This is a genomic window from Vibrio sp. JCM 18905 (assembly GCF_055393305.1).
This window is the reverse complement of sequence record NZ_AP043880.1, coordinates 1,308,548-1,334,049: the sequence shown is the minus strand read 5'-3', so window position 1 is coordinate 1,334,049 and position 25,502 is coordinate 1,308,548. Positions and strand designations below refer to the sequence as shown.

General features: G+C 43.6%; 17 protein-coding genes and 1 pseudogene. 13 read left to right on the top strand and 5 right to left on the bottom strand.

The annotated features are described in order from the left end of the window. Nucleotides 1-197 precede the first annotated feature (197 nt). Nucleotides 198-893, top strand: a complete 696-nt coding sequence (locus tag ACZ5ZC_RS22830; RefSeq protein ID WP_006743300.1) for a Crp/Fnr family transcriptional regulator — start codon at nt 198-200, stop codon at nt 891-893. Nucleotides 894-1,018: 125 nt separating this feature from the next. Here ACZ5ZC_RS22830 and ACZ5ZC_RS22825 read toward each other — a convergent pair whose 3' ends face one another. Next, nucleotides 1,019-2,560, bottom strand: a complete 1,542-nt coding sequence (locus ACZ5ZC_RS22825) for a long-chain-fatty-acid--CoA ligase (RefSeq protein ID WP_464932320.1) — start codon at nt 2,558-2,560, stop codon at nt 1,019-1,021. A gap of 545 nt (nt 2,561-3,105) precedes the next feature. On the opposite strand from ACZ5ZC_RS22825, the gene ACZ5ZC_RS22820 reads away from it, so the two are divergent. From ACZ5ZC_RS22820 to ACZ5ZC_RS22785, 8 genes are all read left to right on the top strand, one after another. Continuing rightward, the gene (locus ACZ5ZC_RS22820; RefSeq protein WP_012841620.1) at nt 3,106-4,365 is read left to right on the top strand and encodes a dicarboxylate/amino acid:cation symporter; all 1,260 of its coding nucleotides are present in this window, start codon (nt 3,106-3,108) and stop codon (nt 4,363-4,365) included. Between the two features lie 155 nt (nt 4,366-4,520). Beyond that, nucleotides 4,521-5,705: an acyl-homoserine-lactone synthase gene (locus tag ACZ5ZC_RS22815; protein ID WP_464932319.1), complete on the top strand. Its 1,185-nt coding sequence runs from the start codon at nt 4,521-4,523 to the stop codon at nt 5,703-5,705. Then, the gene (gene luxN, locus ACZ5ZC_RS22810; RefSeq protein WP_464932318.1) at nt 5,698-8,238 is read left to right on the top strand and encodes a quorum-sensing autoinducer 1 sensor kinase/phosphatase LuxN; all 2,541 of its coding nucleotides are present in this window, start codon (nt 5,698-5,700) and stop codon (nt 8,236-8,238) included. Before ACZ5ZC_RS22815 ends, luxN begins: the two co-directional genes overlap by 8 nt. 111 nt (nt 8,239-8,349) lie before the next feature. Continuing rightward, nucleotides 8,350-8,592, top strand: coding sequence for a hypothetical protein (locus ACZ5ZC_RS22805; protein WP_005392851.1), 243 nt, complete (start codon nt 8,350-8,352; stop codon nt 8,590-8,592). A 203-nt stretch (nt 8,593-8,795) separates the two neighbouring features. After that, nucleotides 8,796-9,359: a septation protein A gene (locus ACZ5ZC_RS22800; protein ID WP_005392849.1), complete on the top strand. Its 564-nt coding sequence runs from the start codon at nt 8,796-8,798 to the stop codon at nt 9,357-9,359. Between the two features lie 226 nt (nt 9,360-9,585). Continuing rightward, nucleotides 9,586-9,981 (top strand): acyl-CoA thioester hydrolase YciA, encoded by a 396-nt coding sequence (yciA, locus tag ACZ5ZC_RS22795; protein WP_012841618.1) that lies wholly within the window; start codon nt 9,586-9,588, stop codon nt 9,979-9,981. Nucleotides 9,982-10,096: 115 nt separating this feature from the next. Then, entirely contained in the window at nt 10,097-10,393 is a 297-nt protein-coding gene (locus ACZ5ZC_RS22790; protein WP_005392847.1) for a YciI family protein, read from the top strand. A 3-nt stretch (nt 10,394-10,396) separates the two neighbouring features. After that, nucleotides 10,397-10,789, top strand: a complete 393-nt coding sequence (locus ACZ5ZC_RS22785) for a GspS/AspS pilotin family protein (protein WP_048625727.1) — start codon at nt 10,397-10,399, stop codon at nt 10,787-10,789. 135 nt (nt 10,790-10,924) lie between these two features. On the opposite strand, the gene metE is transcribed toward ACZ5ZC_RS22785, so the two are convergent. Beyond that, nucleotides 10,925-13,207, bottom strand: a complete 2,283-nt coding sequence (gene metE, locus ACZ5ZC_RS22780) for a 5-methyltetrahydropteroyltriglutamate--homocysteine S-methyltransferase (protein WP_301579431.1) — start codon at nt 13,205-13,207, stop codon at nt 10,925-10,927. 278 nt (nt 13,208-13,485) lie between these two features. Here metE and metR point away from each other — a divergent pair, with 278 nt between their 5' ends. Then, nucleotides 13,486-14,397, top strand: coding sequence for an HTH-type transcriptional regulator MetR (gene metR / locus ACZ5ZC_RS22775; RefSeq protein WP_005392844.1), 912 nt, complete (start codon nt 13,486-13,488; stop codon nt 14,395-14,397). A gap of 20 nt (nt 14,398-14,417) precedes the next feature. On the opposite strand, the gene ACZ5ZC_RS22770 is transcribed toward metR, so the two are convergent. The 3 genes from ACZ5ZC_RS22770 to ACZ5ZC_RS22760 all read right to left on the bottom strand — a co-directional run bounded on the left by ACZ5ZC_RS22770 (nt 14,418) and on the right by ACZ5ZC_RS22760 (nt 18,025). Then, entirely contained in the window at nt 14,418-14,618 is a 201-nt protein-coding gene (locus tag ACZ5ZC_RS22770) for a DUF4250 domain-containing protein (RefSeq protein WP_005392843.1), read from the bottom strand. Between the two features lie 153 nt (nt 14,619-14,771). Continuing rightward, nucleotides 14,772-15,482 (bottom strand): hypothetical protein, encoded by a 711-nt coding sequence (locus ACZ5ZC_RS22765; protein WP_053808888.1) that lies wholly within the window; start codon nt 15,480-15,482, stop codon nt 14,772-14,774. Between the two features lie 86 nt (nt 15,483-15,568). After that, on the bottom strand, nt 15,569-18,025 hold the full coding sequence (locus ACZ5ZC_RS22760; protein WP_464932317.1) for an EAL domain-containing protein: 2,457 nt from the start codon (nt 18,023-18,025) through the stop codon (nt 15,569-15,571). Between the two features lie 422 nt (nt 18,026-18,447). On the opposite strand from ACZ5ZC_RS22760, the pseudogene ACZ5ZC_RS22755 reads away from it, so the two are divergent. The 3 genes and pseudogenes from ACZ5ZC_RS22755 to ACZ5ZC_RS22745 form a co-directional block, all read left to right on the top strand. After that, nucleotides 18,448-20,649 (top strand): annotated as a pseudogene (locus tag ACZ5ZC_RS22755) (YgiQ family radical SAM protein); the annotation flags it as partial. Nucleotides 20,650-20,932: 283 nt separating this feature from the next. Then, the gene (locus ACZ5ZC_RS22750) at nt 20,933-24,454 is read left to right on the top strand and encodes a T6SS effector BTH_I2691 family protein (protein ID WP_464932316.1); all 3,522 of its coding nucleotides are present in this window, start codon (nt 20,933-20,935) and stop codon (nt 24,452-24,454) included. A 3-nt stretch (nt 24,455-24,457) separates the two neighbouring features. Beyond that, nucleotides 24,458-25,411 carry a hypothetical protein gene (locus ACZ5ZC_RS22745; RefSeq protein ID WP_258692804.1) on the top strand — a complete coding sequence of 318 codons (954 nt, stop codon included), beginning with the start codon at nt 24,458-24,460 and terminating at the stop codon, nt 25,409-25,411. Nucleotides 25,412-25,502 lie beyond the last annotated feature (91 nt).

The following is a 25,502-nucleotide window of genomic DNA, read 5'->3' as shown; positions in this document are numbered from 1 at the left end:
CATTTGATGGAACGCTATAGCGCCCGCTTAACATTCTGTTTAGCGGGCGTTTTCTTGTATGGCGTTTATACCATATCATTTTTTATTCAACGCCCGCACTTTCCAAACCAATCTAAAGCATAGCAATCAAAGAGTGATAAACTTTGCCACTTAACCAGCACAAATAATAGCTAGAGCAGGATGCAGTAAGGTTGCACATGGAAGAAGTCAAAGCATTATTAGCTAAATGTCCTGTATTATCAGGGCTGCCCGAGAAAGGACTTAGTGAAGCAGCACAAATAGCTAAAGTTCGCTGTTTCGACGAAAAAGCACTGATTTGCAATAAAGGGGAACCTCAATCTTCTCTTATGGTCATTGCACAGGGTGCCGTACGAATTAATTCGATGAGTTCAAAAGGCAAAGAAGTCACATTAATGATTTTCGAGGCAGGAGGCTGGTTTGGAGACAATGTTTTTTCTCCCGGCATGCCCCGTATTTTTGGCGCAACCGCGCATTCGGGCGTGACCTTACTGGAACTACCTGGTGATAAATTTCGCCAATTACTCGCCAAATATCCTCAAAGTTACCCTACGATTCTCGACTTACTTAGCCGCCGCTTATGGTCTGCCATTTCTGTTATCGAAGATGATGCGATTAGAGGAATCGAAGAGCGGATTGCAAGAAGATTGCTGTTGCTTGCTGAATACCAACACAACCAAGCTATCAATACTCAGCCGTGTGTCGTGAGAGTGACTAGAGAGCATATCGCCAACATGATGGGGCTAACTCGTCAAAGTGTTCATAAAGTACTAAAAAATTTGGAGAGTATTGGGATGCTAGAACTGAAATATGGTTCAGTGACCATTACCAATCCAAAACGCTTAGAAGCGCACATAAAACAACTCGAACAATAGAGTAAACAGATAGTTCATATGTACACGCTAGCGAGAGATTGCCATCTTCTGTTCCTTAGTAACCAGGCGCACAACACCACTCGCTCTAGGCAAGTGGCGCTGTGACGAGAAGTTCATTGAATTGACTAAGCCACATTCAATTCAGATTTCAATTCACGCTTTAAAATTTTTCCTGTCGCACTCATCGGGAGATGCTCACGAATTTCAACATAACGAGGATATTTAAAAGAGGCTAACTGCTCTTTGCCCCAATTTTGTAATGTTTCCGCGTCAATGTACTCTCCCGGTTTAAGCACAACGTAAGCCTTTATCTCTTCGCCATACTCTTCATTTGGAATCCCTATCACCGCTACCATTGAGATTGCAGGGTGAGTCATAAACACTTCTTCAATTTCTCTAGGGTAAACGTTAAATCCACCTCGAATGATCAGATCTTTCATTCTATCGACGATAAATAGATTACCTGAGCAGTCAAAACGGCCAACATCACCAGTATGGAACCAGCCATTTTGTAGCGCGGATTCAGTGACTTCCGGGCGGTCAAGGTATCCCTTCATAACATTATGCCCACGCACAACAATCTCACCTTCTTCACCGATAGGTAGCGCATTGCCTTCAATGTCGACAACTTTTACTTCAACGCCTTGAATCGGTTGACCTACCGATCCTGGTATACGTTCCTGATCTAAATGATTAAAACATGCAATAGGACTTGTTTCTGATAACCCGTATCCTTCAAGAATTGGGACATTAAATTGTTCCTCAAAGGCTCTAAAGATTTCGGTTGGCAACGGGGCTCCACCGCTGATAGCAACACGTAGTGAGGATGTATCAAATTGATGTTGGACATGAAGCAAACCGATATACATCGTTGGCACCCCAGCAAACAACGTCACTTTGTGTTTTTCCATCAGCTCAAGAACATGTTTAGGCTCAAACCTAGGCACTAATACCAAGGTTGCCCCACCCAAAACACTGGCATTTAAGTGGACGGTTTGACCAAAGGTATGAAATAAAGGCAAAGTTACTAAGTGAATATCATCGGCCTGGCTGCCCATAATGTTTTGTGCCACCAGAGCATTCATTATGATGTTCTGCTGCGTCAGTTCAGCTCCTTTTGGTAAGCCTGTCGTCCCTGATGTATACAAAATAACACAAGTATCATCTGCATTACGCGGTACATAATCTGACAATGGTTCTGCATTCACCATAAAAGCATTGAGAGTTGGCACACCATTCCATTCGTTTTCACTTTGAGATTGAGTCATCACGACCATATTTTCACATATATCAGCCTGCTCAAACGCTTTAACCCCCTCTTTTGCCATTGGCAGTTCAGCTGTCCCTTCAAAACAGAAGTAAAACTTCGCTTTTGAATCTTCTAAGTGATACTTAATTTCTCGCGCTTTCAAAAGCACATTTAATGGGACAGCAACCGCGCCAGCTTTTTGTATCGCATAATAAACAAACGCGAAAAAAGGAATGTTTGGGCATGAGAGCGCAATACGATCGCCCGGAACGACCCCTTTGTTGATTAAAGATGCCGCGATCTTTCCGGTAATCGCATCAAACTGCGCATAAGTTATCTCGACATCACCACATATCAACGCCGTCTTATCTGGTTTACTCGCAGCATTTCTTTGTAATGCAGCAGCAAGATTCATCATAATCGCTTCACCTCTTACTTGTTGATTTTCGTTTTATCGGCTCGGGAGCATTAGCAGAGAGAGCACTCCCCTACACTAAAATGTTGGCACTTAATATTTGTCTCGCCCATTTCTGATTAACATTATGTTTACAATGCAATCAAAACTAAGAATGTAAAACAATTAACATTTCACAAAGCTAATTGGTAAAAGTGTGAGCTTGAAAGAAATTAATTGTTATAAATATCAATCCAAGTCACGCAAGACGCAGACTACGCTCGCAAACACAAAACTCATCTCAGTTAACAAAAAACAAACAAGAAAAAGAAATAAACAAAAACAATTACACAGCTAAAAGGCATAACAAAAATCAATAGCAAACGTTTGCTATTGAACAAAACTTTATCGTTCGTCAATAAAATATCGATTAATCCATCAATAATACCTTGCTGCATATTGCCAATTGTAAACGATAAGTGTAAAAAGCAAGGCGAGATAATTATCCATAAAACCATTTATGGTTAGTGGGTAATTTTAGGATTTTACATTTTATTAGCACAGAGGTTATGGAAGTGTTAAAAGAAAAGAGTTTGCTAAACAACATTGGCGTACAAGTCGTAATCGCCATGATCGTGGGCACAGCCGTTGGTGCCATGATGGGTCATGATGCGACAGTGTTCGCTCCTTTAGGTGCTATCTTTATCAACTTAATCAAAATGTTGGTTATTCCTTTGGTCGCTGTAGCCTTGATTTCTGGCGCAGCTGGTCTTGGGAACAGCCAGTCAGCAGGCAAAGTTGGCATCGTCACTCTAGGTTATTTCGGTTTAACATCCGCCCTAGCCGTTGCGCTTGCACTATTTATGGGTGAAGTATTCCAACCAGGCATGGGGATCGACGTCTCTGGCGTTGAAGGCATGTTCTCAGCAGAATACGCTTCAAAAGGTGAACTACCTACTTTCTGGGCAACCATCACTGGTATGATCCCAACTAACGTTTTCCAATCACTAAATGAAGCAAACATCCTACAGATCCTCGTTTTCTGTATGTTCTTTGGTATTGCAATTTCTAAGCAAGCAAAAGAGCGTCGTGAGCCAATCATTAATGGTGTTAACTGCATCGTTGACGCAATGGTTTGGATGATCAACAAAGTGATGATCATTGCCCCTATCGGCGTGTTCGGTCTGATGGCAGAAGCAGTCGGTACATTCGGTTTTGGCGCACTAATGGTGGTATTCAAACTGTTCGTTGTTTACGTTGCCGCAATCCTAATCTTCGGTTTCGTTGTTTACCCAGCAATGGTGCATATTTTCACCAAGACATCAGCGAAGAAGTTCCTGTCTTCAATGAAAAAACCACAAGCTGTTGCGCTTTCAACGGCCTCTTCTATGGCAACACTGCCTGTCACAATGGACACCTGTGAAAAAGAACTGGGCGTAAAAAATTCAACCGCGTCATTTGTTCTGCCTCTAGGCGCAACGATCAACATGTCAGGTAATGCGATTTACTATGGCTTGGTTGCTATCTTCTTTGCTCAACTGTTCAATATCGATCTAGGTATGGGCGCTTACATTGCAATTATCGTAACGTCTACATTGGGTGCGGTTGGTCAAGCGGGTGTTCCTGGTCCTTCTTTCCTAGTGGTTGCCGTGCTTCTTGCCGCTGGCATTCCAATCGAAGGTTTACCACTGCTATTCGCTCTTGACCGTATTTTCGATATGATTCGTACAGCACTAAACATCACAGGTGATGCAGCATGTGCAGTTATCGTTGATGCGCTAATTGAAGAGGAAGCGGCAGAAGCTGAGCTTAAAAAGCAAGAAGCTTAGTCCTTTCTCGAATGAACTAAAAACCGCTCACTATGAGCGGTTTTTTTGTCTTTTCTTGCATTACGTAACTATATAAATAGAAACCAATAGCATAAATTTATCAAAATGATATAAACCATTACAAAATATAAAAAACGTCAGAACTAGGTTATATCATGAGTCTTAAGCTGTCTTTGGAGCCCCTCGCCAGTACAGATTTGCCGATCGAGTCAAAACAACAGACGCTGGTTGACACGGTTCTTCTTACTCTTACACCGCAAGAAAGATCTTCTCTTTTTCAACAAGTTGCTTTGTATAGAATAAAGCTTCTTAAATCCCTCTTTCCTAAATACGCATCTAAGAGTCTGTCCGTACTGTTTGAATTAATAGATTATCGAGATTTAGTACAGCAGTATCCAACGCCTTTCTCCGAAGAGGCGCTCTTAATTGAACAAATTGCCGCAGATTGTTACCCGCATTGGATGGTTTTCTGGTGTGAATGTGAGATTGCTGCGATCAAGCAAAAGCACCCTTTAAATGAAGCGACAAGACCAACTCAGCTCTCGTTTGACGACCGCGACTATTCAAGCATATTGATCGAAGATATTGCCGAATGCGACCTAAAGGTAACACTGCCAAATCACGCTGCATTAATGCCGATTTCCGAAGCAATCACACTGAGCAATCTTGAGCTCTTCGTCCAAACTGAACAATGGTTTGAGATATTGCCTCTATTATCACTCTCGCAGAAAGGTCAACACTTTGTGCTATTGTTCAAGCAGTCATCTACACCAATCATGGTCTCCTCCGCTTTGGTGCAAAACTGGCACCAAAGAAATACCTGGCTCAGCTATTCATCACCATTTAGTAGTGAGCAATGGCAGTTTTGCCTTCCTGATTATGGCTACATTACTCTTAATCAATTAGGCCTTTTTGGAGGTAACGATCTAACTCGCCAACGGACTCTGATTGAATTTGATGCGCAGTTCCAATCTCACTTGAAAAACACTGAAGCGGTTTGCGAAGTGCTGCGTCTGACAGTGGGTGGCAACATCCAACAAAAACTGTACTTTTTGTATTTGGCACAAAAAGCATTGATGAGTGAGCTATATAAAGCAGGCTATAAGCTCAGCTTTACCATTATTGAACAAATATTTATGTTAAATTTCTATCAATCTATTGATTTAGAGGCCTACTTTCACTCAGGATACCGCGACATTAACGGTGACGGTACCAAGACATACCGCGGTTTCTGGAATTTAGGTATGATGGTTGAAGCATTTCAAGACATACAGTTTCGCGACTACAAACACCGCGTACGAACAAAAAGAATTGATGAAAAGGTGAATGAACATGCTTGATATTCATCTTCACGGCCTTTTTTATCCAAAAGCAATGACGCTATACGCCACTGTACTGGTGGTGTTCGCTTGGTTGTTATATTACTGCTATCGCCTAAAACAGAAGAGTGAAACGATTTTAGGCTCGCATCATGCGCCGTACATTGCTTATTCTAGTTGCATCATCGTTTGGATCAGCAGCAACGCATACTTCCATACCGACTTATTGCCGGAGTTGGGCTCCGCTGGCGGTATTTTTATGGCTAAGTTGGCGAACTTGGCGTCATTCTTTGCCTTTGCATTCGCGTTCTATTTTTCTTGCCAGCTAGCAGCTGATATCAAAAAAACTGCGGTCAAAGCCTGGCAAAAAATCATCTTTGTGGCACTAGCAACGTACTCACTTTACATCAACTTAGTGCCAAACCTTACTGTCGAAAATGTCACCATTAGCGGTCCAAGCCAGTTCGTGATCGAGTTTGGTCCCCACACCTCATATTTCTTTATTAGTTTGCTGACATTTGTGGTATTAACCCTGCTGAACTTGATTACCATGCGAGCGAACAGCAGCAAACTCACGCTGGCAAAAAGTAACTATATGATCGCCGGCATTTTGGTCTTCATGTTATCAACTGCAGTGATACACCTTGGAATGACTTACTTCCTTGGTGACTTTTCCTTAACCTGGTTACCACCAGCACTTTCAATTAGTGAAATGTTGTTTGTAGGCTATGCCCTGCTTACCTCTCGCTTTTATAGCGCTAAATACCTCACATACTTAACCGTTAGCGCGCTGTTTGTCTGTGCCATTTTCGTCCTCCCGCTGGGCGCAATATTTATTCCTATCTCGGAAGATAACCAATGGCTTGTAGCGGTGCCTTTATGCGCACTCATCGGTATCACTTGGCACTTGCTTTACAAACGCGTCAGTCGTTTCGCGTCCTATTTTATTTATGGGAAACGACATACACCCGTTCAACAAATTCTTGGATTAGAAGAGGAATTTAAACGCTCAATAGATGATGCAATGCGCCAGTTAGCAGTGTTACTGAATATACCAAATAATAAATTGCAGCTCGTTACCAGCAGTTACACCGAAACGTTTTATGAAGATTATCTGCCGTCAAGCAAGTCTGTTCTCGTGCTTGATGAACTGTCTGAAGAAATTGATTATGCCTCCTCGTCTAAAGGCTCAATGCGCAAGCTCTACGAACGTATGCGATCCAGCAATACGGCGCTCGTAATGCCTCTTTTTGGTCGTGGAAAGTCCGTTACGCACTTACTGATTTCTTCACATAAAATGGATAATAAGTTGTTTTCTAATGAAGAAATTTCAGCATTGCAAACCTTATTAGTTCGCATCCAGAGCACCATCGAGGCCGATAGAAAAGTACGCCGAAGCCGTGCGCTCGCTAACTCTATTGCACATGAAATGCGTAACCCTCTCGCTCAAGTGCAATTACGATTTGAAGCTTTAAAACAGCATATCGAATCAAACGCTTCACTTGAGACGTTAAAGAGTGAGATTGATAAAGGAGAAGCAGCGATTCAGCGTGGTCGCCAACTTATCGACATTATTTTACGAGAAGTCAGCGACAGCTCACCTGAGCACGAACCCTTAACTATTACTTCTATACATAAAGCTGTCGATCAAGCGGTCAGCCGTTATGGCTTTGAAAACGATCAAATAATTGAAAGGATCAATCTGCCTCAAGAGCACGATTTTGTCGCGAAATTAAACGAAACTCTGTTTAACTTTGTCATTTTCAATTTGATTCGCAATGCTATCTACTATTTTGATTCTTATCCCGATAGTCAAATTGAGATTCGTAGCCAAACGGGGGCCTACGAAAACATTCTGGTCTTCAGAGATAGTGGCCCTGGCATAGATAGCAGTATCTTACACAAGATATTTGACGACTTCTTCTCGTATCAAAAAAGTGGCGGCAGCGGCCTTGGCTTGGGCTACTGTCAACGCGTTATGCGCTCTTTTGGTGGACGAATTGAGTGCCAGTCTGAATTGGGCGAATTTACTGAGTTCTACTTGTATTTCCCGGTCGTCCCAAACGCACCCAAACCAGAGACTTTGAGAACACCGGACTTCAATGGCTGGAAAGTAAATGCACCACATTCTGAACCTCGCACAGACCAACACGTACAAGTAAGTAACGATGCACCAACAGTGCTCATTGTTGATGACAAAGAGGTGCAGCGTACTTTGGTTCAAATGTACTTAAAAAGGCTGGGAGTCAACAGCTTACAAGCAAATAATGGCGCTTCCGCGGTGGAGCTATTTCAGTCGCACAAGATTGATTTGGTGCTTATGGATGTACAGATGCCAGTGATGAATGGATTTGACGCAAGCCAACGAATTAAGCAAATTGCGTCTTCCGTTCCTATCATCGCACTATCTGGAGAGTCTGGAGCTAAAGAGCTGGAGCTAATTGCGAAACTCATGGATGACAGACTTGAAAAGCCAACCACGTTAAATGCGCTCCAAACCGTCATCAAGCGCTGGTTGCAACATGAGAGTTTTGCTACTTCCAACACTTTCTAATTTGCGAAGATAAAACTGGCACTAGATGTGCATTACTGAAGTAAATCGAATTATCCAGAGGGTCAAGCAAGCTGCAAATGGTTAGCGGATGAGCTTGATAAGGAGATCGCCATGTTACTTCATCGACACACATACTACGGCTTGATTCATCATGGAATCAAAGCACTACTACTCGATCGCTTAGGCCACTATACGGAAGAAGAATACCATCAGTATCTGAGCCTAATGACCGGCAAATCCACTTGCTTTACGATGTCTCTCGAAGAGCTTGAAGCAACCGTTGATAATCTGTTACGTGAAGGCTATTTAGAAGATGTCAAAACGCTTATTTCTCAATATCAACGTGTTGCTTAAATCTTAAATTCTATCAACTCAATTGCCGCTCTATCGCGGCAATTTTTATGCCTTCGATTTACTACTTCATCTTTGCGAAATGTTGCTTGTTGTATCATTCAGTCAGGGGATTACTTCTCTTACCTCTAACCTTTACGGTATTCACATCTTGTCAGATTCCGTTAGACTGTCTTCAATTCACTAATTAGGTAGATTTTGCCACCATGAAGCAAATCCTAGATTTTATCCCACTCATCGTCTTCTTCGCTTTGTACAAGATGTACGACATCTACGCAGCAACAGGAGCGCTGATCGTCGCAACGGCAATTCAGCTTGTCGTCACCTATGCTCTGTATAAAAAAGTCGAGAAAATGCAGCTAATTACGTTCGTTATCGTGACGATATTTGGCAGCATGACCCTTTTCTTCCACGACGACAATTTCATAAAATGGAAAGTCACCATCATTTATGTGATTCTAGCTATCGGTTTAGCAGCGAGTCACGCAATGGGGAAATCGGCCATTAAAGGCATGTTGGGCAAAGAAATTTCGCTGCCTGATGCTATTTGGGCGAAGATCAACTGGGCTTGGGTCGGCTTCTTCTCATTCTTTGCTGGTCTGAACATTTATATCGCTTACGAGCTACCACTGGATGTTTGGGTCAACTTCAAAGTATTCGGAATGTTGATTGCGACATTTGCCTACATGATTGCGACTGGCTTCTACATTTACAAACACATGCCAAAAGAACAAAAAAATAACTCATCCGATGTGTCGACTGATGATTAAAAACTCAGTTTTGCTATAATCCGCGCACTTTGCAGCGACCTTCGGGTCGCTGTTTTGCTCCATATATCACTAAACCGATCAAACGGCATACCGGAATCAGACCATTCTTGCTGCTGTAAACCAACTTTCTCTGGTCCGGTGTCTGTGGTTTTTTAAGGACCTTTGGTTCTAGGTATTTACTATGTTGGCGCTTAGTTTGAGCGCCTTTAAGATTTAGGATGTCACAATGAGTCAAGAAATTAGCTCTCCGAAAGGTCAACTACTGCTTCGTACCCTTGCAATGCCTGCCGATACTAATGCCAATGGCGATATTTTTGGTGGTTGGATTATGTCTCAGCTCGACCTAGCAGGTGCGATTCTGGCCAAAGAGATCTCTTCTGGTCGCGTTGTTACCGTTTCAGTCTCCAGCATTACCTTCAAGAAGCCTGTAGGTGTTGGCGATGTCGTTTGCTGCTATGGCGAATGCACTAAGATTGGTCGCACCTCAATGAGTGTCGATCTGGAAGTATGGGTCAAGCCGGTAAAAGCACACGGTGTCGGCGAGCGCTTCATGGTTTGTGATGCGACTTTCAACTACGTAGCCATTGACAGTGAAGGCAAACCACGCCCGGTTCAGAATTAGTCAACCTACAGCGCTAACTGTTAGAAAGGATCTCACATTTTCTGTTGTTCACTTGTGAGAGACACAAAAAAGGCGTTAAATTAACACTTTACCCTACCAATTAAGGAACTATGCTATGTGGTATGTCATCTTTTCTCAGGACGTCGAGAACTCGCTGGAAAAACGCATGAGCGTTCGCCCGCAACACTTGGAGCGCTTACAAAAGCTTCAAGACGAAGGTCGCCTTCTTACTGCTGGCCCTATGCCTGCGATAGACTCTGACAACCCAGGAGAAGCTGGATTTACGGGCTCGACTGTCATCGCTGAGTTCGCCTCTCTAGAAGACGCTAAAGCGTGGGCAGAAGCCGATCCTTACGTAGCGGCTGGTGTTTACGATAATGTCATCGTGAAACCGTTCAAAAAAGTGTTTTAATTTATGAAAAAATTACTGTGTCTTTTCTTGGCATTTGGTGCGTTAGCGGGCTGTTCATCTACCGATGATAATCAACGCCAGCTTGAGCTATTGGCATCAAACCGAGCGGGAGTCTTGTCCGCAGGTCTCCCTTTGGAATACGGTCCACTGCAGATAATGCGTGTCTCATCCAACAAAAATGTTGTTGAAATGATGATGATTTATAACGATGACGCACTCGGTGCAAAGCCGTTAAATCAAGTACTGAATACCAGTATCTACACCTATTGCAATAACCCGGAAGTTCGTAAGCAAATTGATATGGGCTTAATGTACCGTATTAAAGTGCGTAACTCTCGCGGTCAGTTGATGGCAGATGAGTTGGTTTCCGCGCAAACTTGTACTCAAATGAAATAGTCACAGTGAGTGCGTTGTTTTCGATACGAGCAATTCATCCGCTATTGCGGGATAGTATAATGACGAAAATGAACGGCTAAGAATAGAAAAAACGGAGACAACGGTCTCCGTTTTTTATTCGCTAAAAAAGTTGCCTTACGCCAGCTCAGCACGAAGTTTCTTCGCCGCTGACACGAGGTTCGCCAATGCCGCTTCCGTCTCTGCCCAGTTACGTGTTTTCAGACCACAGTCTGGGTTAACCCACAAACGTTGTACCGGAATCTTTTCTGCCGCTTTCTTGATTAGGCCTTCAATCCACTCTTCCGTCGGAATGTTTGGTGAGTGAATGTCATAAACACCTGGACCGATTTCGTTCGGGTAATTGAACTCTTCAAACGCTTTAAGCAGTTCCATATTTGAGCGTGATGTTTCAATGGTAATCACATCCGCATCGAGCGCCGCGACTGAATCAATGATTTCATTGAACTCGCTGTAACACATGTGAGTGTGAATCTGAGTCTCTGGTTTTGCACTCGCTGCCGAGATCTTAAATGCATCCACCGCCCATTCTAAATACGCTTTGTGATCGCGCTTTTTCAACGGCAGACCTTCACGAATCGCAGGCTCATCGATTTGAATGATATTGATGCCTGCATCTTGCAGATCAGAAACCTCATCACGCAGTGCCAGTGCCAGTTGCTGGGCGATTTCTTGACGTGTGATGTCTTCACGCGGGAATGTCCAACATAAAATCGTTACCGGGCCCGTCAGCATACCTTTCATCTGCTTGCTGGTTAGCGATTGTGCGTACGTCGACCATTCCACCGTAATCGGCTTTTCACGCTCAATGTCGGCAACCACAATGGCTGGTTTCACACAGCGAGAGCCATAACTCTGTACCCAACCAAATTTCGTCGTTTGGAAGCCCGCCAAGTTCTCCGCGAAGTATTCTACCATGTCGTTACGCTCAGCTTCACCATGCACAAGCACATCTAGGTCAAGGGCTTCTTGGCGTTTTACGGCATCCGCAATATGTCCTTTTAGTGCTTGGATATAGTCGGACTCAGATAACTGGCCAGTGCGATAAGCGCTGCGCTGAACACGAATTTCACCCGTTTGAGGGAAAGAACCGATTGTCGTGGTTGGCAACAGAGGCAAGCCCAATACTTCAGCTTGATGCGCAGCACGCTCCGCGTAAGGTGCGCTACGCTCGGCAAGTGACGCAGTAATACTGTTTAAACGTGCTTGAACTTGTGGCTTATTCACATGCGTTGCCGTTTTACGTGCTTTGATTGGCTGGCTGTAGGTATCACAAGCGAGAATCGCATCTTGATCACCATCGAGTGCTCGGCCAAGCAAGGCGACTTCTGTTACTTTTTGTTTTGCGAACGCAAACCAGCTTTTCACTTCCTCACTGAGTTCTGTTTCCAGTTCCAGATCAACCGGGCTATGTAGCAAAGAGCATGAGCTCGCAACCCAAAGGTTGTCGCCCAGTTTTTCTTTTACTGGCTGTAGACGTTCAAGTTGCGCACTCAAATCCGAGCGCCACACGTTACGACCGTTGACCACGCCAGCAGACAGCACCCAACCCTCCGGTAGTTTGGCAACCACGTCGTCAAGCTGCTGAGGCGCGGCAGATAAATCGATATGTAAACCATCCACTGGTAGCTTTACAATTTTGTCTAGCGTATCGCTTATAGAGTCAAAGTACGTCGTTAGCAGCACTTTTACATCGCTTCGAATCACTTGGTACGCTAGCTTGAACGCATCAGCCCACTGACTTTCAAGCTCTAGTGACAAAATTGGCTCATCAATCTGAACCCACTCAACACCTTGACTCGCGAGCTTTGCCAAAATAGCTTGGTAAGCCGTAAGCAATCGTGGCAGTAGCGTCAGGCGATCGAATCCTTCTTCTACCTCTTTACCTAAGTAAAGATAACTGACTGGGCCAAGCAAAACTGGCTTCACTTTATGCCCAGCTTGGGTTGCTTCGTTGACTTCTTCAAACAGTTGAGGCCAGCTCACTTCAAATGTATCGCCCTTGCTAAATTCAGGTACGATGTAGTGGTAGTTTGTGTTGAACCATTTAGTCATATCCGATGCTGCAGCGCCCGCACAGCCGCAACCCGCTTGAGATTGACCGCGACCCACTTTGAATAGCGTATCCAAATCAGGGAAACCGTCTGCGTGACGTTTTGGCACGTGACCCAGTAACAACGTGGTCGTCAGTACATGATCGTACCAAGCAAAATCGCCAGCGGTGGTAAAACTCAAGCCAGCATCTGTTTGCGTTTGCCAGTTTTGAGCGCGCAGATCTGCTCCAACCTTTTTAAGCTCTGCTTGATCAATTTCTCCGCGCCAGTATTTTTCCTGAGCGAATTTTAATTCTCGTTTTTCACCGATGCGTGGATAACCTAGTACGTGCGTTGTTGTAGCCATGTCCCTATTCCTTTTTCAATCTTGTTCAATTTGTTTGGGTCAGAGTATCTTTCGTCATAAAAGATGTCTGGATGGCTAAACTATCGCTCTCATCTGCGGTTTGAACAACGTCCATTTATTCAACTTGTTTATTAAAAAAATTCATCATGAGGCGACATGATTCGCAAATAAACACAACAAATAGACGTCTAGACGTTTACATATCCATTTTTTGTCGTTAAGTTATTTATACGATTGCTATTCTGTTCATAGCGAGCAACAAAGGATGAAAGGAATTCATGATAGAGCTAAAACATTTGCGGACACTCACTTCGCTTCGAGACACCGGCTCTCTAACCGCGACCGCGACCGCGTTGCATCTCACTCAATCGGCCTTGTCTCACCAGATCAAAGATTTAGAGGCACGGATTGGGGGACAATTATTCCTTAGAAAAACTCGTCCGGTGAAGTTCACTTCAGAGGGAGAAATCCTATTGCGTCTTGCAGAAGATATTCTTCCCAAACTCGCAAGAGCAGAAAATGATTTGGCAAGCTTGAAAGAAGACGTCAATGGTCGGTTGCATATGGCGATTGAATGTCACTCATGTTTCCAATGGCTCATGCCTGCTCTCAGGGAATATCAACTTGCTTGGCCTAGCGTAACACTGGACTTTTCATCAGGTTTTGGCTTTGAACCACTTCCTGCACTGTTAGCTGGCGAGTTGGATCTCGTTATCACGTCAGATATTCAACCTCGTTCTGAAGTGCATTATGAACCTTTATTCGACTTTGAAATGCGCTTAATTACCGCGACCAACCACCCATTGGCGGAAAAAGAAGTTATTGATCCGCAAGATCTCGCAGATCAAACCATGCTCTCTTATCCGGTTCAAAAACAAAGGCTAGACGTCGTAAAACACTTCTTGCAGCCAGCGGGGGTAGAGCCCGCCAAATGGAAGCAAGCCGACAATACTCTGATGTTAGTGCAAATGGTTTCCGCAGGATTAGGGGTTGCAGCACTGCCAAATTGGGCGATTTCTGAATTTTCTCGCCAAGGCCTTATTACCAGTAAACCTTTTGGCCAAGGCTTATGGCGTCGCTTATTTGCTGCAACGCGTCACTCAGAGAAAGATAAACGTTACTTACAAGCCTTTTTCGCAACCGCAAGGCTACAATGTAAAAGCCACCTTGACGGAATCAAGATGGCTTAGGGATATGGATTAAGAAAGGTTTAGCGTTGATATGCTTTAAATTGGTTGGTCAATGGATCGTACTGATAACCAAGCATATCAAGCTTGCCTACAACGGACTCTACATCCATTTCATACACCGATACTAACTCGTCAAAACTGTCGCACTCTAAACGTAGCTTTTCATTGACGATACCTAGCAAAATAATGCTGTCCAAATTACCTACATTGCTTAAATCCATCGCGACTCTCCTCTTCGACAAGGTATATAAACAAGCGTAGACGTAATCACGTGAATTTAAAGTGAGCGCGATCCAAAACGTGAGTGCCTTATACTCAAGCAACCTAGAAAGGACTTGAGTACAAGCAGTATTGATCTGTTTCTCGACTCGAGATTAAGCCGCCAGAGAGAATAAACCTTGTAGGCTCGTCATTGACGCGAGCGCGAGCAACAGGGCGACGCTCAGTTGAACCTTTTCTGGTTTTTTATGTGTGAAGATATGCCAGCACCAAACAATGATTGAAGAAACTAGCATGGCTAAAGATAATAAAATTGGTTGTGTTGCGGCGCTCAATGTCGCTTCATTTAACTGGTAAGAAGCAAATAGAGTTGCGATTACCAGCAGCATTCCAGACACAATGCCCGTAACTGGCAAAATGCGGTGAAATGCCTGCAATCTGCTACGAGCGATAGTCAGAAGCAATTGAGAAAATGACGCCCCAAGGAAAAATATCATTATTGCCATCGCAATAGACGCAGGCCAGCTTGGCTGTTCAAATGCTTGAATACTTACATACGCAAAAGCCAAACCATTCGCTAAATGCATCGCCCAAAGAGGGCCTTTTTCACGCGTTTTCTTGGTTTGAACCTGAGAGTAGAAATAGAAAATAGCGAACACGATCATAAATGCTTCAATGCGAAGAGAAGCAACCGCAAGCCACAATAACGCCACTGCTGGCAACATTTTATGAAGACGGCCTCTCTGCCCCGGACAAATATCGCCCTTGATGAGAAGTAAAGTCAGTAGCGCTTGCGCGCCAAATAGCATCGGAGGAAAAGTAACCAGCAATTGTTGAATCATGTTAAATGCACGCTCAAAAGTCATTTTGGGGTGGCGATAATAGCAAATCACCTATCGTCAAACCACCGAAAGTCTATCCCCAAATGTACTAGAACAGCGAGACTTTTTATTCAACAAGAAGCGAGATACTTCAACGCATCTTCTTGAGTTAACACACCTCTGTATTCTTCTTTTTCATCACATAAAACCCACGGGAAGCGAATGCCTGTTTTGATTAGCTCTCGAATAGCAGCGACAGATAAGTGCGCATTGACGAGCACAAACTCCGTGCTCATTATCTGGTTCACCGGGCGTTTCCAAATCCAATTTTCTCGCTCAGTCTCTAATTCTGTCCCCATGGAAGGCGTTAGGTGTAAGTTAACTTGCTCTTTGGTAACTAAGCCAACACAGCGCTTTTCGTTAATGACAACCAGCGGCGAACTTGGACTTAAATTCATATATTCCACCGCCAACGATAATGGTTCCCCGGGCTCAAGGTGCCTGACCTCTTCATGGCTCAGTGATTGCAATACATCATCTTGTTTTGGTTTAACAGTAACATCCGAAAACAAATGTTCGTAACTTTCCGCTTTCTCCATCAAATCGACAGGCCGAGCACGAGAGAACAAAAAGCCTTGCATGTAATCCACACCTATTTCAGCCAATGTTTGAAGCTCCTGTTCTGACTCCACGCCCTCGGCAACCACTTTTACATTCATTTGCTGAGCAAGATCAGTGACCATTTTGACAATATTATAACTGGTATTGCCATGCTGAATGTTCTTAACGAATTTTCGGTCGATTTTCAGTAAATCAAACTGCCCTTTCTCTAGGTAAGAAAAAGAAGAATACCCTGTACCGAAGTCATCAATCGCAATTTTAATGCCCTCTTTGCGCACTTGCTCTAGCGCTTGCGTATGCTCTTCGTCTTGCTCAAAATACGCTGTTTCCGTCAGCTCAATCGTGACTCGTTTAGGATCGACACCACTGGCTTTAATTAGGTCATGCGAACGCTGAAGAACCTGGAGCGAATCCAATTTAGTATTCAGTGAGCGATTGATGGTTAACCCTATTTTCTCGCCATATATGTCTTGCAAGCGCGGAAAGTGTTTGAGCGCGGCTTGACAAACCTCATCATCCAGAGCCGCAATCAACTCTAAATCTTCAATAACAGTAATCATCTCTTGAGTGCTATAGGCATCACTTTCATGATAAAAGCGCGCTAAGGCCTCGAACTTAACGACTTTACCAGTTCGGCTATCAATTATGGGTTGAAAATGAACATCCACCAGCCCACTGTCGATTTGCGCTTCCAAAAATGCCTCTAAATGCTGGCGTTTGACTAACTCAGAATGAAGCTCACTATTATAAAAATTAAAATAGCCACCTTCTCCAGAAAGTGAGGACAACATCGCTTGGGCTGCATGCGCTAACGCTTGCTTTGGCCTGTTTGTATCATAGCCGAGGATTGACACACCCGTTTGTCCCTCGACGATAGTGGTATGCATTTTTGTTCCCATTTCATTCCTAAGCTCAGTGAAGAACCCTTTCATTGCAATTTGAATCAAACGTAAAGGACTTAGCCATTGACAGTGAGGAGTTTGTAAACAGACAACAAACACATCCCTAGAAAGTTGACCCGCTATACTGGTGTAGCGGCTTCGCATAATAAAATCGGCGAAGCCTAGTTGCTGTTCAAGTAAGCATTTTTCAGAAAAATTTGGTCTGAGAGTCATGACGATATTGAGTTCTTTACTCCCACTTTCGTTCGCCAAATTAGCTAATTGCAGTTCGAACTCTTCTCTAGAAGGCAAAAAAGCTGACCAATCATGTTGTTGTTCACAGCGATTTTTCATCCACAACAAGGAAGCCGAAATGTCAGTAGAGAAGCCGAGATAAAGAATCCGTCCAGAATGAAACGTTAGCCGATAGATACAAAGATGATGTGCCTGATTACTACCATTTGCAGTTCTACTCAATAAATTACCGCTCCAGTATCCTTCATCATCAATATGTTGCCAGAGTTGGTCGTAAAACGCCTGACTATGGTGAGATGTGCTAAAGATATAGGTTTTAAGTCCAACCAAATCACGGTTTTGATAACCCATTTGCAATTCAAAGGCACGGTTACAACCCAAGATTCGGGTGTCTTCGTCCGCGACTAAAACCCCTACATTCGGTAAATCAAAAATCGTTTCGAGAATTTTCGCTAACTCTTCGCAGCCAGTGATCGTCAATTGAGGGATGATAGAGCCTTGAACAATACGCTCATTGAGCTTTTCAAAGCTAATTGTGACATGTATTAAGCGAGCTTCATTAAGCATCATGCAACAAGAAAAACGACCTTGCCCACCTAGGAGCTCCACTTCTAAAATTCGTTGCCTTAGCGTTTCCTGTTGCCCCATCAGCATATGCTCAAACAAATCATCTAAGCAGGTGACTGGCGTATTTAACCCAAAAGCATTTGCCATTCCTTGCTGGTCGCATTCGAACTCGCGAGTATCAATCTTGTAAGACCATTCAATCACTGGAGTCGGATTGGATGTCGGTTGCACTTTTTCATGTGCTATTGTTGTTGAGTCACTCATTCCCTAGCCCCCTTTTTAATTAGCCTCATGCTCAAGGTTCGTAGTCAACGTGCCTTATTCCATTTGGGACCTGCTGATCCTCTTGTAAAATAGATTCTGGCAACGTAAGCCAATCGACTTAGAACCTTTTCAGAGCTTGTTCGGCTTTTTGCATTTTCCTATGCATTAATTTGATTATAGGCGTTGTTTTTAATAAGCACATCATTGCTTATTGGTTGTATTAACATTGCGACATTTTTCACGACTCGACCTATAACCATGAGGCTTTCAAGGTGATATTAGACATAAAATCGCCGATATAGCCTTGATATTTTTGCAAACCAAATAAAACTCGATGAACTAAGCTTGAATAGATGAGTTTGGTATAGATACCTGATCCTCAAATCGCTATAATTCGCGCTCCCTGGAACAGAGAGCAAAATATGACCAATAACATCACTCCTATTCATGAGTACAAAAAATACTGGGCAGAGTGTTTTGGTACGGCACCTTTCTTGCCGACCAGTCGCAAAGAAATGGACGCCCTAGGATGGGATAGCTGTGACATTATCATCGTAACCGGTGATGCTTACGTGGATCACCCAAGCTTTGGTATGGCTATCATTGGCCGTCTGCTAGAAGCACAAGGTTTCCGTGTCGGTATCATTGCTCAACCAGAATGGCAAAACAAAGATGCATTCATGCAGCTTGGTAAGCCAAATCTGTTCTTCGGGATCACTGCGGGTAACATGGACTCCATGATCAACCGTTACACCGCGGATAAAAAACTTCGTCACGATGACGCGTACACCCCCAATAACGAAGGTGGTAAACGCCCAGACCGCGCGACTTTGGTTTACTCTCAGCGTTGTCGTGAAGCCTATAAAGAAGTGCCTATTGTTTTAGGTGGTATCGAAGCCAGCCTACGCCGTGTTGCGCACTACGATTACTGGTCAGACAAAGTTCGCCGTTCGGTACTGTTTGATGCAAAAGCAGATATCTTACTTTTCGGTAACGCAGAGCGTGCACTTGTAGAAGTAGCGCATCGCATCGCAAATGGTGAAGACATCAGCACCATGACTAATATTCGTGGTACAGCCGTGAACCTGCCAACCGCGCCAGAAGGCTACACGGTTATCGATTCTTCTCGCATTGAAAAACCTCGTAAAGAAGCGTTCGTACCAAAGAACCCATACGAAGTAGAAACTCAGTGTGAAACTAAAAAAGATGAGCCAGTTGCACAACCAATCACGATTCGCCCATCACGCCACGATGCTGCGACAACTGCGATTCGCTTACCTTCTTTTGAAAAACTAAGAAACGATCGCATTCTTTATGCCCACGCAAGTCGTGTATTGCATTTAGAAACAAACCCGTACTCTGGTCGAGCGTTACTTCAAAGCCATGGTGATCGTGAACTTTGGGTAAACCAAGCCCCAATCCCATTGACGACCGAAGAGATGGACTTTGTGTTTGGCCTGCCTTACGCGCGTGTTCCTCATCCTATGTACGGCAAAGCAAAAATTCCAGCGTATGACATGATCAAAACGTCTGTGAACATCATGCGTGGTTGTTTTGGTGGCTGTTCTTTCTGTTCAATTACCGAGCATGAAGGTCGAATCATTCAAAACCGCTCGAAAGAGTCAATCATTAACGAGATTGAAGAAATTCGCGACAAAGTCCCAGGCTTTACAGGCACAATTTCCGATCTTGGTGGCCCGACTGCAAACATGTACCGCCTAGGTTGCAAAGACCCAAAAGCGGAAGCGAACTGTCGTCGTCCATCCTGTGTATTCCCGGGCATCTGTAACAAGTTAAATACAGACCATAAACATACCATCGATCTATACCGCGAAGCGCGTAAAGTTGAAGGCGTGAAGAAAGTGATGGTCGCATCTGGCGTACGTTACGACCTTGCGATTGAATCACCAGAATACGTGAAAGAGCTCGTAACTCATCACGTAGGTGGTTACTTGAAGATTGCACCGGAACATACAGAGAAAGGCCCTCTTGATCTGATGATGAAACCTGGCATGGGCACGTACGATCGCTTTAAAGAAATGTTCGAGAAGTACAGTGCTGAAGCAGGTAAAAAGCAGTACTTAATCCCTTACTTTATCTCTGCGCACCCAGGCACAGAAGACGAAGACATGCTGAACCTTGCTCTGTGGCTGAAAAAGAACAACTTCGAATGTGACCAAGTACAAAACTTCTACCCTTCGCCAATGTGTAACGCAACGTCGATGTACTACTCAGAGACAAACCCTCTGAAACGCGTGAAGTACAAAAAACGTGAAGATGTACCTGTAGCAAAAGGTGAACGTCAACGTCGCCTGCATAAAGCGCTGTTGCGTTATCACGATCCAGCAAACTGGCCAATGATCCGTGAAGCCCTAGTCAGTATGGGTAAAAAACATTTGATTGGTGACAAACAAGGCTGTCTCGTTCCTGCAGAAGACATTGATGCTCAAACTCCAGCGCAACGTCGTAAGTCTGGCCGTCACGGTGCAAACCGCTTTGCAACCAAGCACACCAAAAATCAACCAGGTTTCGGTGGCCACTTGAACAAACGCTCTGAAGGCGGTTCAAAAGATGGTAAACCATCTGGCAACCGTAACGGTTCTGGTAAAGTACAAGGTGGTCAACGTAAACCAAAACGTCGTTAGTTCATTAGAACTTGAATACTAAAAAGGGCTCCAGAGGTAACTCTGGAGCCCTTTTGTTTTGTCGGCTCATTGAGGTATCACTCACAACTCAAACTTTGATTCAATCAATACAAAAAATGGTAAACACCAACCAACTTATTGGAAAAACAAACAATTATTTGATTGAAGGAAAATAATACAAAACTAAATTATTGATTTTTAATTACTTTATTTTGGTGCGATATTTGCGTAATAGAGTAAAACTCTTAAACATGGGCTAACGATGAGTAATCCACTTCCCCCAAAAACTTCTATGTTCTGGTATGACAACAGCTATACCTATGAGGAAGCCATTCAGGCATTTGAAAGCGATGGTACGCTGAAATCTCTGAATATCGTTCCAACCACGGAATCCGATGATCTTGCTGGCTCACCCCCAGAGCGCAGTATGTTTTGGGAGGGAGAAACAAAAAAAATCGATCCGCCACCGCCGTCTGAACCAGAGCCTCTCAATTTAAAAACCGAGAAAGAACCAACAGAGGCTTTACCGGCACACTTCATCCCTGTTCGCTACGCCATCGATCAGCTAGAAACGGAAGAAACACAACCTTTTGGTTTGCCTGAAGAATGGAAAGGCCAAGGCCCAGCCAAACTCAATACCGTTGGCTACACCCTGCGTCAGCTTCGTGATGGTTGGTTGTATGTCTATGATGCAATCAATAAAAGCCTAGACGAATACGAAATCAAAGGAACGCAATTCACGCTCTACAAGCTGGGAGAGTCGGAAAGCCCAGAATCCGAACAGCGTGGGACACCAGAAGGGGCAAAACCTTTTCTTACTTACGAAGATGGGAGCGTGCTGTCGATTTGTTACTCTGAACACCGTTGGACATGGAACATGTTCATGCGCGTCCTTAACAATCCAAGTAATCATATCGATCGCATGCAGACTGTTGTTCTGTCTGCAAACGAGAATCAGCACAACATTGCCCCAATCGATAAGTTAACTCAAGTGGCTGATATTGAATCTTCTGCCGTTGATGATGGGCGTTTTGCAGATTCTGGCATCGCTACCAAAGCTGACGAAGATGGTTCTACCTTTAAACCTGTTGCTGTCGAAAGTGATTTAACCTCTGCGATTCCAGAAGAAGAGTCGGGCTACTTCGTCGCGATAAAAGATTACGCCGCAGACATTCAAGATATGTCACTACATTTTGTTGGTGCCGCAAGCCCTTACCGCCTTTTTACTGACCAGTTTTCAAACCAGTGGAGTTTGATGCAGACCGCCATGCAATTGTGCATGTTCGGGGCAAGTGACGAGATAGACATGCCAGCTAGCGTTAAGCGTAACAGTGAAGAGCTGTCGTTTTATACCGACATGGCAGAATATTATGACTCCTCGAGTCAACTCGATTTGGCAGAGCAGAACAAAAGCTCAGTCCAGTCCGGCTATCCTGCCAAATTTTCCGCTGGAGCGATTGAATCACACCAACATACCCAAAGTGACATTGCCAAAGCAATACAGGACAAATATCGAATTTCTGCGAGCCGATTTGGTAAATACGAACAATGGATAGCGACTGAGCGCTGGCGCAAGCAGCTCAACTGGAAGCAAATGCTGAGCGAAATGCAAGAGCTGTCAGAACAAAAAGAAACCATGCTAGCCCAAGTTGTCTCGGTAAAAAGGGACTTTATTGCTGTAATGGAATCTTTGACGCCGCATCATCTCGAGAGAACCTTCGACCTATACAGCGAAGATACGCAGTACAGCTTGTACCAACTCCATAAACAAGCCGTTGAGTCATTTACTTTGGTGGTGCAAGAAGAAGACCGCCAATGGGCAGAAAGCCAATGGGAGAAACCAACCAGCTTACTCGCACTCTACACTTCCGGGTTTAGTCGTAGCCTCTTTAAACAAGTGGAGAAGTTAATTCCTGAACAAGTTTCAAATCAGGTAGGTGAAGTAGACGTCGCCAAAATTGTTCCAGACACTGAAAGCTCAGACAAACAATTTATGGACTACGTTTCGGCAGCAAGTAACCGTATCGGTATGTATGCAAAAGTAATGGACTTTATTTCTAACCCAAATACTGCAGAAACCGAGTTTTTAAAAGACATCGCGAAAGGATTTAAGGAACTAGATATAATCTTCAAAGCCGCAAACAGCGCAATAATGAAGAGTGCACTAAAATTAGGAGTTAGCTTTACTTCTCAAGCTTCACTTCTAATCATGCCCGTTTTCTCAAAGCCTTTAACTCGAAATAGCTTTTATTGGCGAGCAGTGTTCGCTGAACGTTTAGCTACCAATACTGCTGTCAAAATCAATAAAAACTATGCGCAAGGTTTTGGTGATTGGAAGTCTAACCATGATAAAAGAGTGGTTGCCTCAAACCAAAACAAGGCCATTATAGCTGCTTTTAATAAAGGCGATAAAACAGTATCAAAACAACAATATAAACAAGCCTTAAAACAACAACGTCACCTCCAAAAAAGTCTAGCAGTGGCAACATTAGAATACCCACAATACATCGAGTTTCCAGATGACGTACTTGAGGCAACAATTCAAATGCGTAAAGATATATGGGATAACAGATTAAACAACCTTAATAAACTGTTTGAAGATGTGGGTGGTCTAGGCTTCTTAGCTCTGATTTTCAACTGTCTCGCACTTGCTGATGCAATGAACAGCATTCAAGAAACAGGGTTAATGTCGCAAGATGATTTCTTAGATGTTCAGCAAAAGCTTTTTTATACAGCAAACGCTTGGACGGGTATTCGTACAGGTAAATTATGGGAGAATGTGAAGGGTAATCCCAAATTAAGAGCCCATTCATACAAAGTCTTAAAAGAGTTAGTAAATAGTAATGCCCGTGGTTTTGAAAACTTGATCCTAGATGATCTAAAGGTGTTCAATAAATGGCTCGCGATCACAGGGGCTTTAGGTGCGTTAGCTTCAGGTATTGAGGCTTACCGTTCTTGGCAGAAGGCTGATGATGTTTATGGTCAAGAAAAATACCTACATGTAGCAAATACCCTAGTATTAACCGCAATGTCGGCTGTCGGTATGTTCCAAGCATACGGTGGGTTAACTGGTCAGTTTGCATTAAACTTATCCTTTGGCGGACCTATAACGGCAGGCTTAGTTATTATTACGGTTGTATTCCTAGCCATCAATCATAAGTTAAACAAATTGAAACAAGATAATTTCCAAAAATGGTTAGATAAACTCCCATGGGGATACCATCCTGCTCGCACTCAGTGGAGCCAATCTGCGAGCTTGCCTGAAAGAGAAAAGCATAATTCAGCATTAGTGCAACAAGCGCTGTTTGACTTACAGTCGATTATTCAGCAGCCTACGGTATACCATCAACCTATTGAAAAAGTACAAGCTTACCCAGGTTACACACATCGTGAGTTAATCGGTTTGGAGGTGCATATTCAACTGCCAAGGCGTGCCGCAACGAATGGTATTACGTTGAGAACCAACAGCAAGGCAACAGAAGATGATTTGACGTCAGGCTCGTGGCATCAAAACGCAGATTTAGTCACGCTACAAACTCAAGCCCAAGCAAGCAAAGAATCACTGGTGTACAAGGTAACCTTGCCAATTGAAGAAGCAGATCATTACCTTGCAATGCAAGTAGCTTACGATGTGGAAGATGATGCCCCCGCTAAGCGTGAGTATTGGTTCCAAAACGGCATAAAACAGAGTGCAACTTATGGCATTATTTCAGACAATATCAAACAAGACATAATTCAAAAAACACTCACCCCCGCTGTTGGCACATTAGGTTTTCAGGAGTAACCCTTGGCATATTCACCGTTTTATATCACCCCAGAAGAATTGGTGGTTTATCAAGAAGCACAAGAGCAAAAGATTCTCACAGGGGACAATTTAACAACATGGCATAAGTATGATGTAGAAGAGCCATTTCGCTACCATTACAAGTTAACGGCTTTGCCATTTATGAGCTTCTTATTTGTAATAGTATTTTTGACACACTCAAGTGATACGCTCGTCGTAACCTTTTTCGGTCTTATCTTGTCAGCGATGATGGCTGGAATCTTTTACCTTACGATTGGCCTCGATTATCGCTATGACTACATTTTTTCAGATAAAGGCTTTGTGATGAAAAAGCGTCGCAATATGCCTAAATGGGTAAATACCGCTACGCAAGCTGTTGGCTGGATTGGCGCGGTGGTGTGTGTAGTGATGGTAGCACTAGTTGGTCCGATGGCATTAGCGGGAGCAGGTGCCTTTATTTTGCTTTCATTTGGTATGTTAAAACGTCAGCCTGATGAACCAACAGAAGTGAGAGTTGGTGAGCGAGAAGACTGGCTCTTTGCTGATTACAATAAGAAAAGAAAAGTGATTAAGTTCTTTTTTAAGCATGACACATGCGAATATATTAATATGGAACATACTAAGATTTCACGCTTACACAACCGATTCCACTATTACGTATTTTTCAAAACCGTATCTGACTTAGAGTCTATGGTCAATCAGCTAACCACGGAATATAAGCTTGACTGTACAGAAGTCACAGACCACAAAAAGCTATTTGAAGCTAAGCCAGAGGCTAGACTGTTTAGTACGCCAGTTTGTTATAAAGAATATCAAACCGATGAGGTATTTGATTTAAGGGCGTCAAATGCCCCGCTTCCTGAGCGTGAATACCTTTACAACGGCAAGTGGCAAACCGAATCGGAAATCGAACGCTTAAAAGCGGCTGGTGAACAGCCAGCAAGTCCCGCTTCATAGTTTGCAGCAAGCATTAAAAAAGGCTCCAGAGGTAACTCTGGAGCCTTTTGTTTTGTTAGAAGTAAACGTTTTAAGTTGGGTTAAACTCTCT

What these genes read in the sequence shown, in the direction of transcription:
- ACZ5ZC_RS22760 (WP_464932317.1), bottom strand. Translation starts at nt 18,025, where the DNA reads ATGAGTGACTCAACAACAATAGCACATGAAAAAGTGCAACCGACATCC.
- ACZ5ZC_RS22785 (WP_048625727.1), top strand. Translation starts at nt 10,397, where the DNA reads ATGAAAAAATTACTGTGTCTTTTCTTGGCATTTGGTGCGTTAGCGGGC.
- ACZ5ZC_RS22765 (WP_053808888.1), bottom strand. Translation starts at nt 15,482, where the DNA reads ATGACTTTTGAGCGTGCATTTAACATGATTCAACAATTGCTGGTTACT.
- ACZ5ZC_RS22830 (WP_006743300.1), top strand. Translation starts at nt 198, where the DNA reads ATGGAAGAAGTCAAAGCATTATTAGCTAAATGTCCTGTATTATCAGGG.
- ACZ5ZC_RS22790 (WP_005392847.1), top strand. Translation starts at nt 10,097, where the DNA reads ATGTGGTATGTCATCTTTTCTCAGGACGTCGAGAACTCGCTGGAAAAA.
- metR (WP_005392844.1), top strand. Translation starts at nt 13,486, where the DNA reads ATGATAGAGCTAAAACATTTGCGGACACTCACTTCGCTTCGAGACACC.
- ACZ5ZC_RS22750 (WP_464932316.1), top strand. Translation starts at nt 20,933, where the DNA reads ATGAGTAATCCACTTCCCCCAAAAACTTCTATGTTCTGGTATGACAAC.
- metE (WP_301579431.1), bottom strand. Translation starts at nt 13,207, where the DNA reads ATGGCTACAACAACGCACGTACTAGGTTATCCACGCATCGGTGAAAAA.
- ACZ5ZC_RS22825 (WP_464932320.1), bottom strand. Translation starts at nt 2,560, where the DNA reads ATGATGAATCTTGCTGCTGCATTACAAAGAAATGCTGCGAGTAAACCA.
- ACZ5ZC_RS22800 (WP_005392849.1), top strand. Translation starts at nt 8,796, where the DNA reads ATGAAGCAAATCCTAGATTTTATCCCACTCATCGTCTTCTTCGCTTTG.
- yciA (WP_012841618.1), top strand. Translation starts at nt 9,586, where the DNA reads ATGAGTCAAGAAATTAGCTCTCCGAAAGGTCAACTACTGCTTCGTACC.
- ACZ5ZC_RS22770 (WP_005392843.1), bottom strand. Translation starts at nt 14,618, where the DNA reads ATGGATTTAAGCAATGTAGGTAATTTGGACAGCATTATTTTGCTAGGT.
- luxN (WP_464932318.1), top strand. Translation starts at nt 5,698, where the DNA reads ATGCTTGATATTCATCTTCACGGCCTTTTTTATCCAAAAGCAATGACG.
- ACZ5ZC_RS22805 (WP_005392851.1), top strand. Translation starts at nt 8,350, where the DNA reads ATGTTACTTCATCGACACACATACTACGGCTTGATTCATCATGGAATC.
- ACZ5ZC_RS22820 (WP_012841620.1), top strand. Translation starts at nt 3,106, where the DNA reads ATGGAAGTGTTAAAAGAAAAGAGTTTGCTAAACAACATTGGCGTACAA.
- ACZ5ZC_RS22815 (WP_464932319.1), top strand. Translation starts at nt 4,521, where the DNA reads ATGAGTCTTAAGCTGTCTTTGGAGCCCCTCGCCAGTACAGATTTGCCG.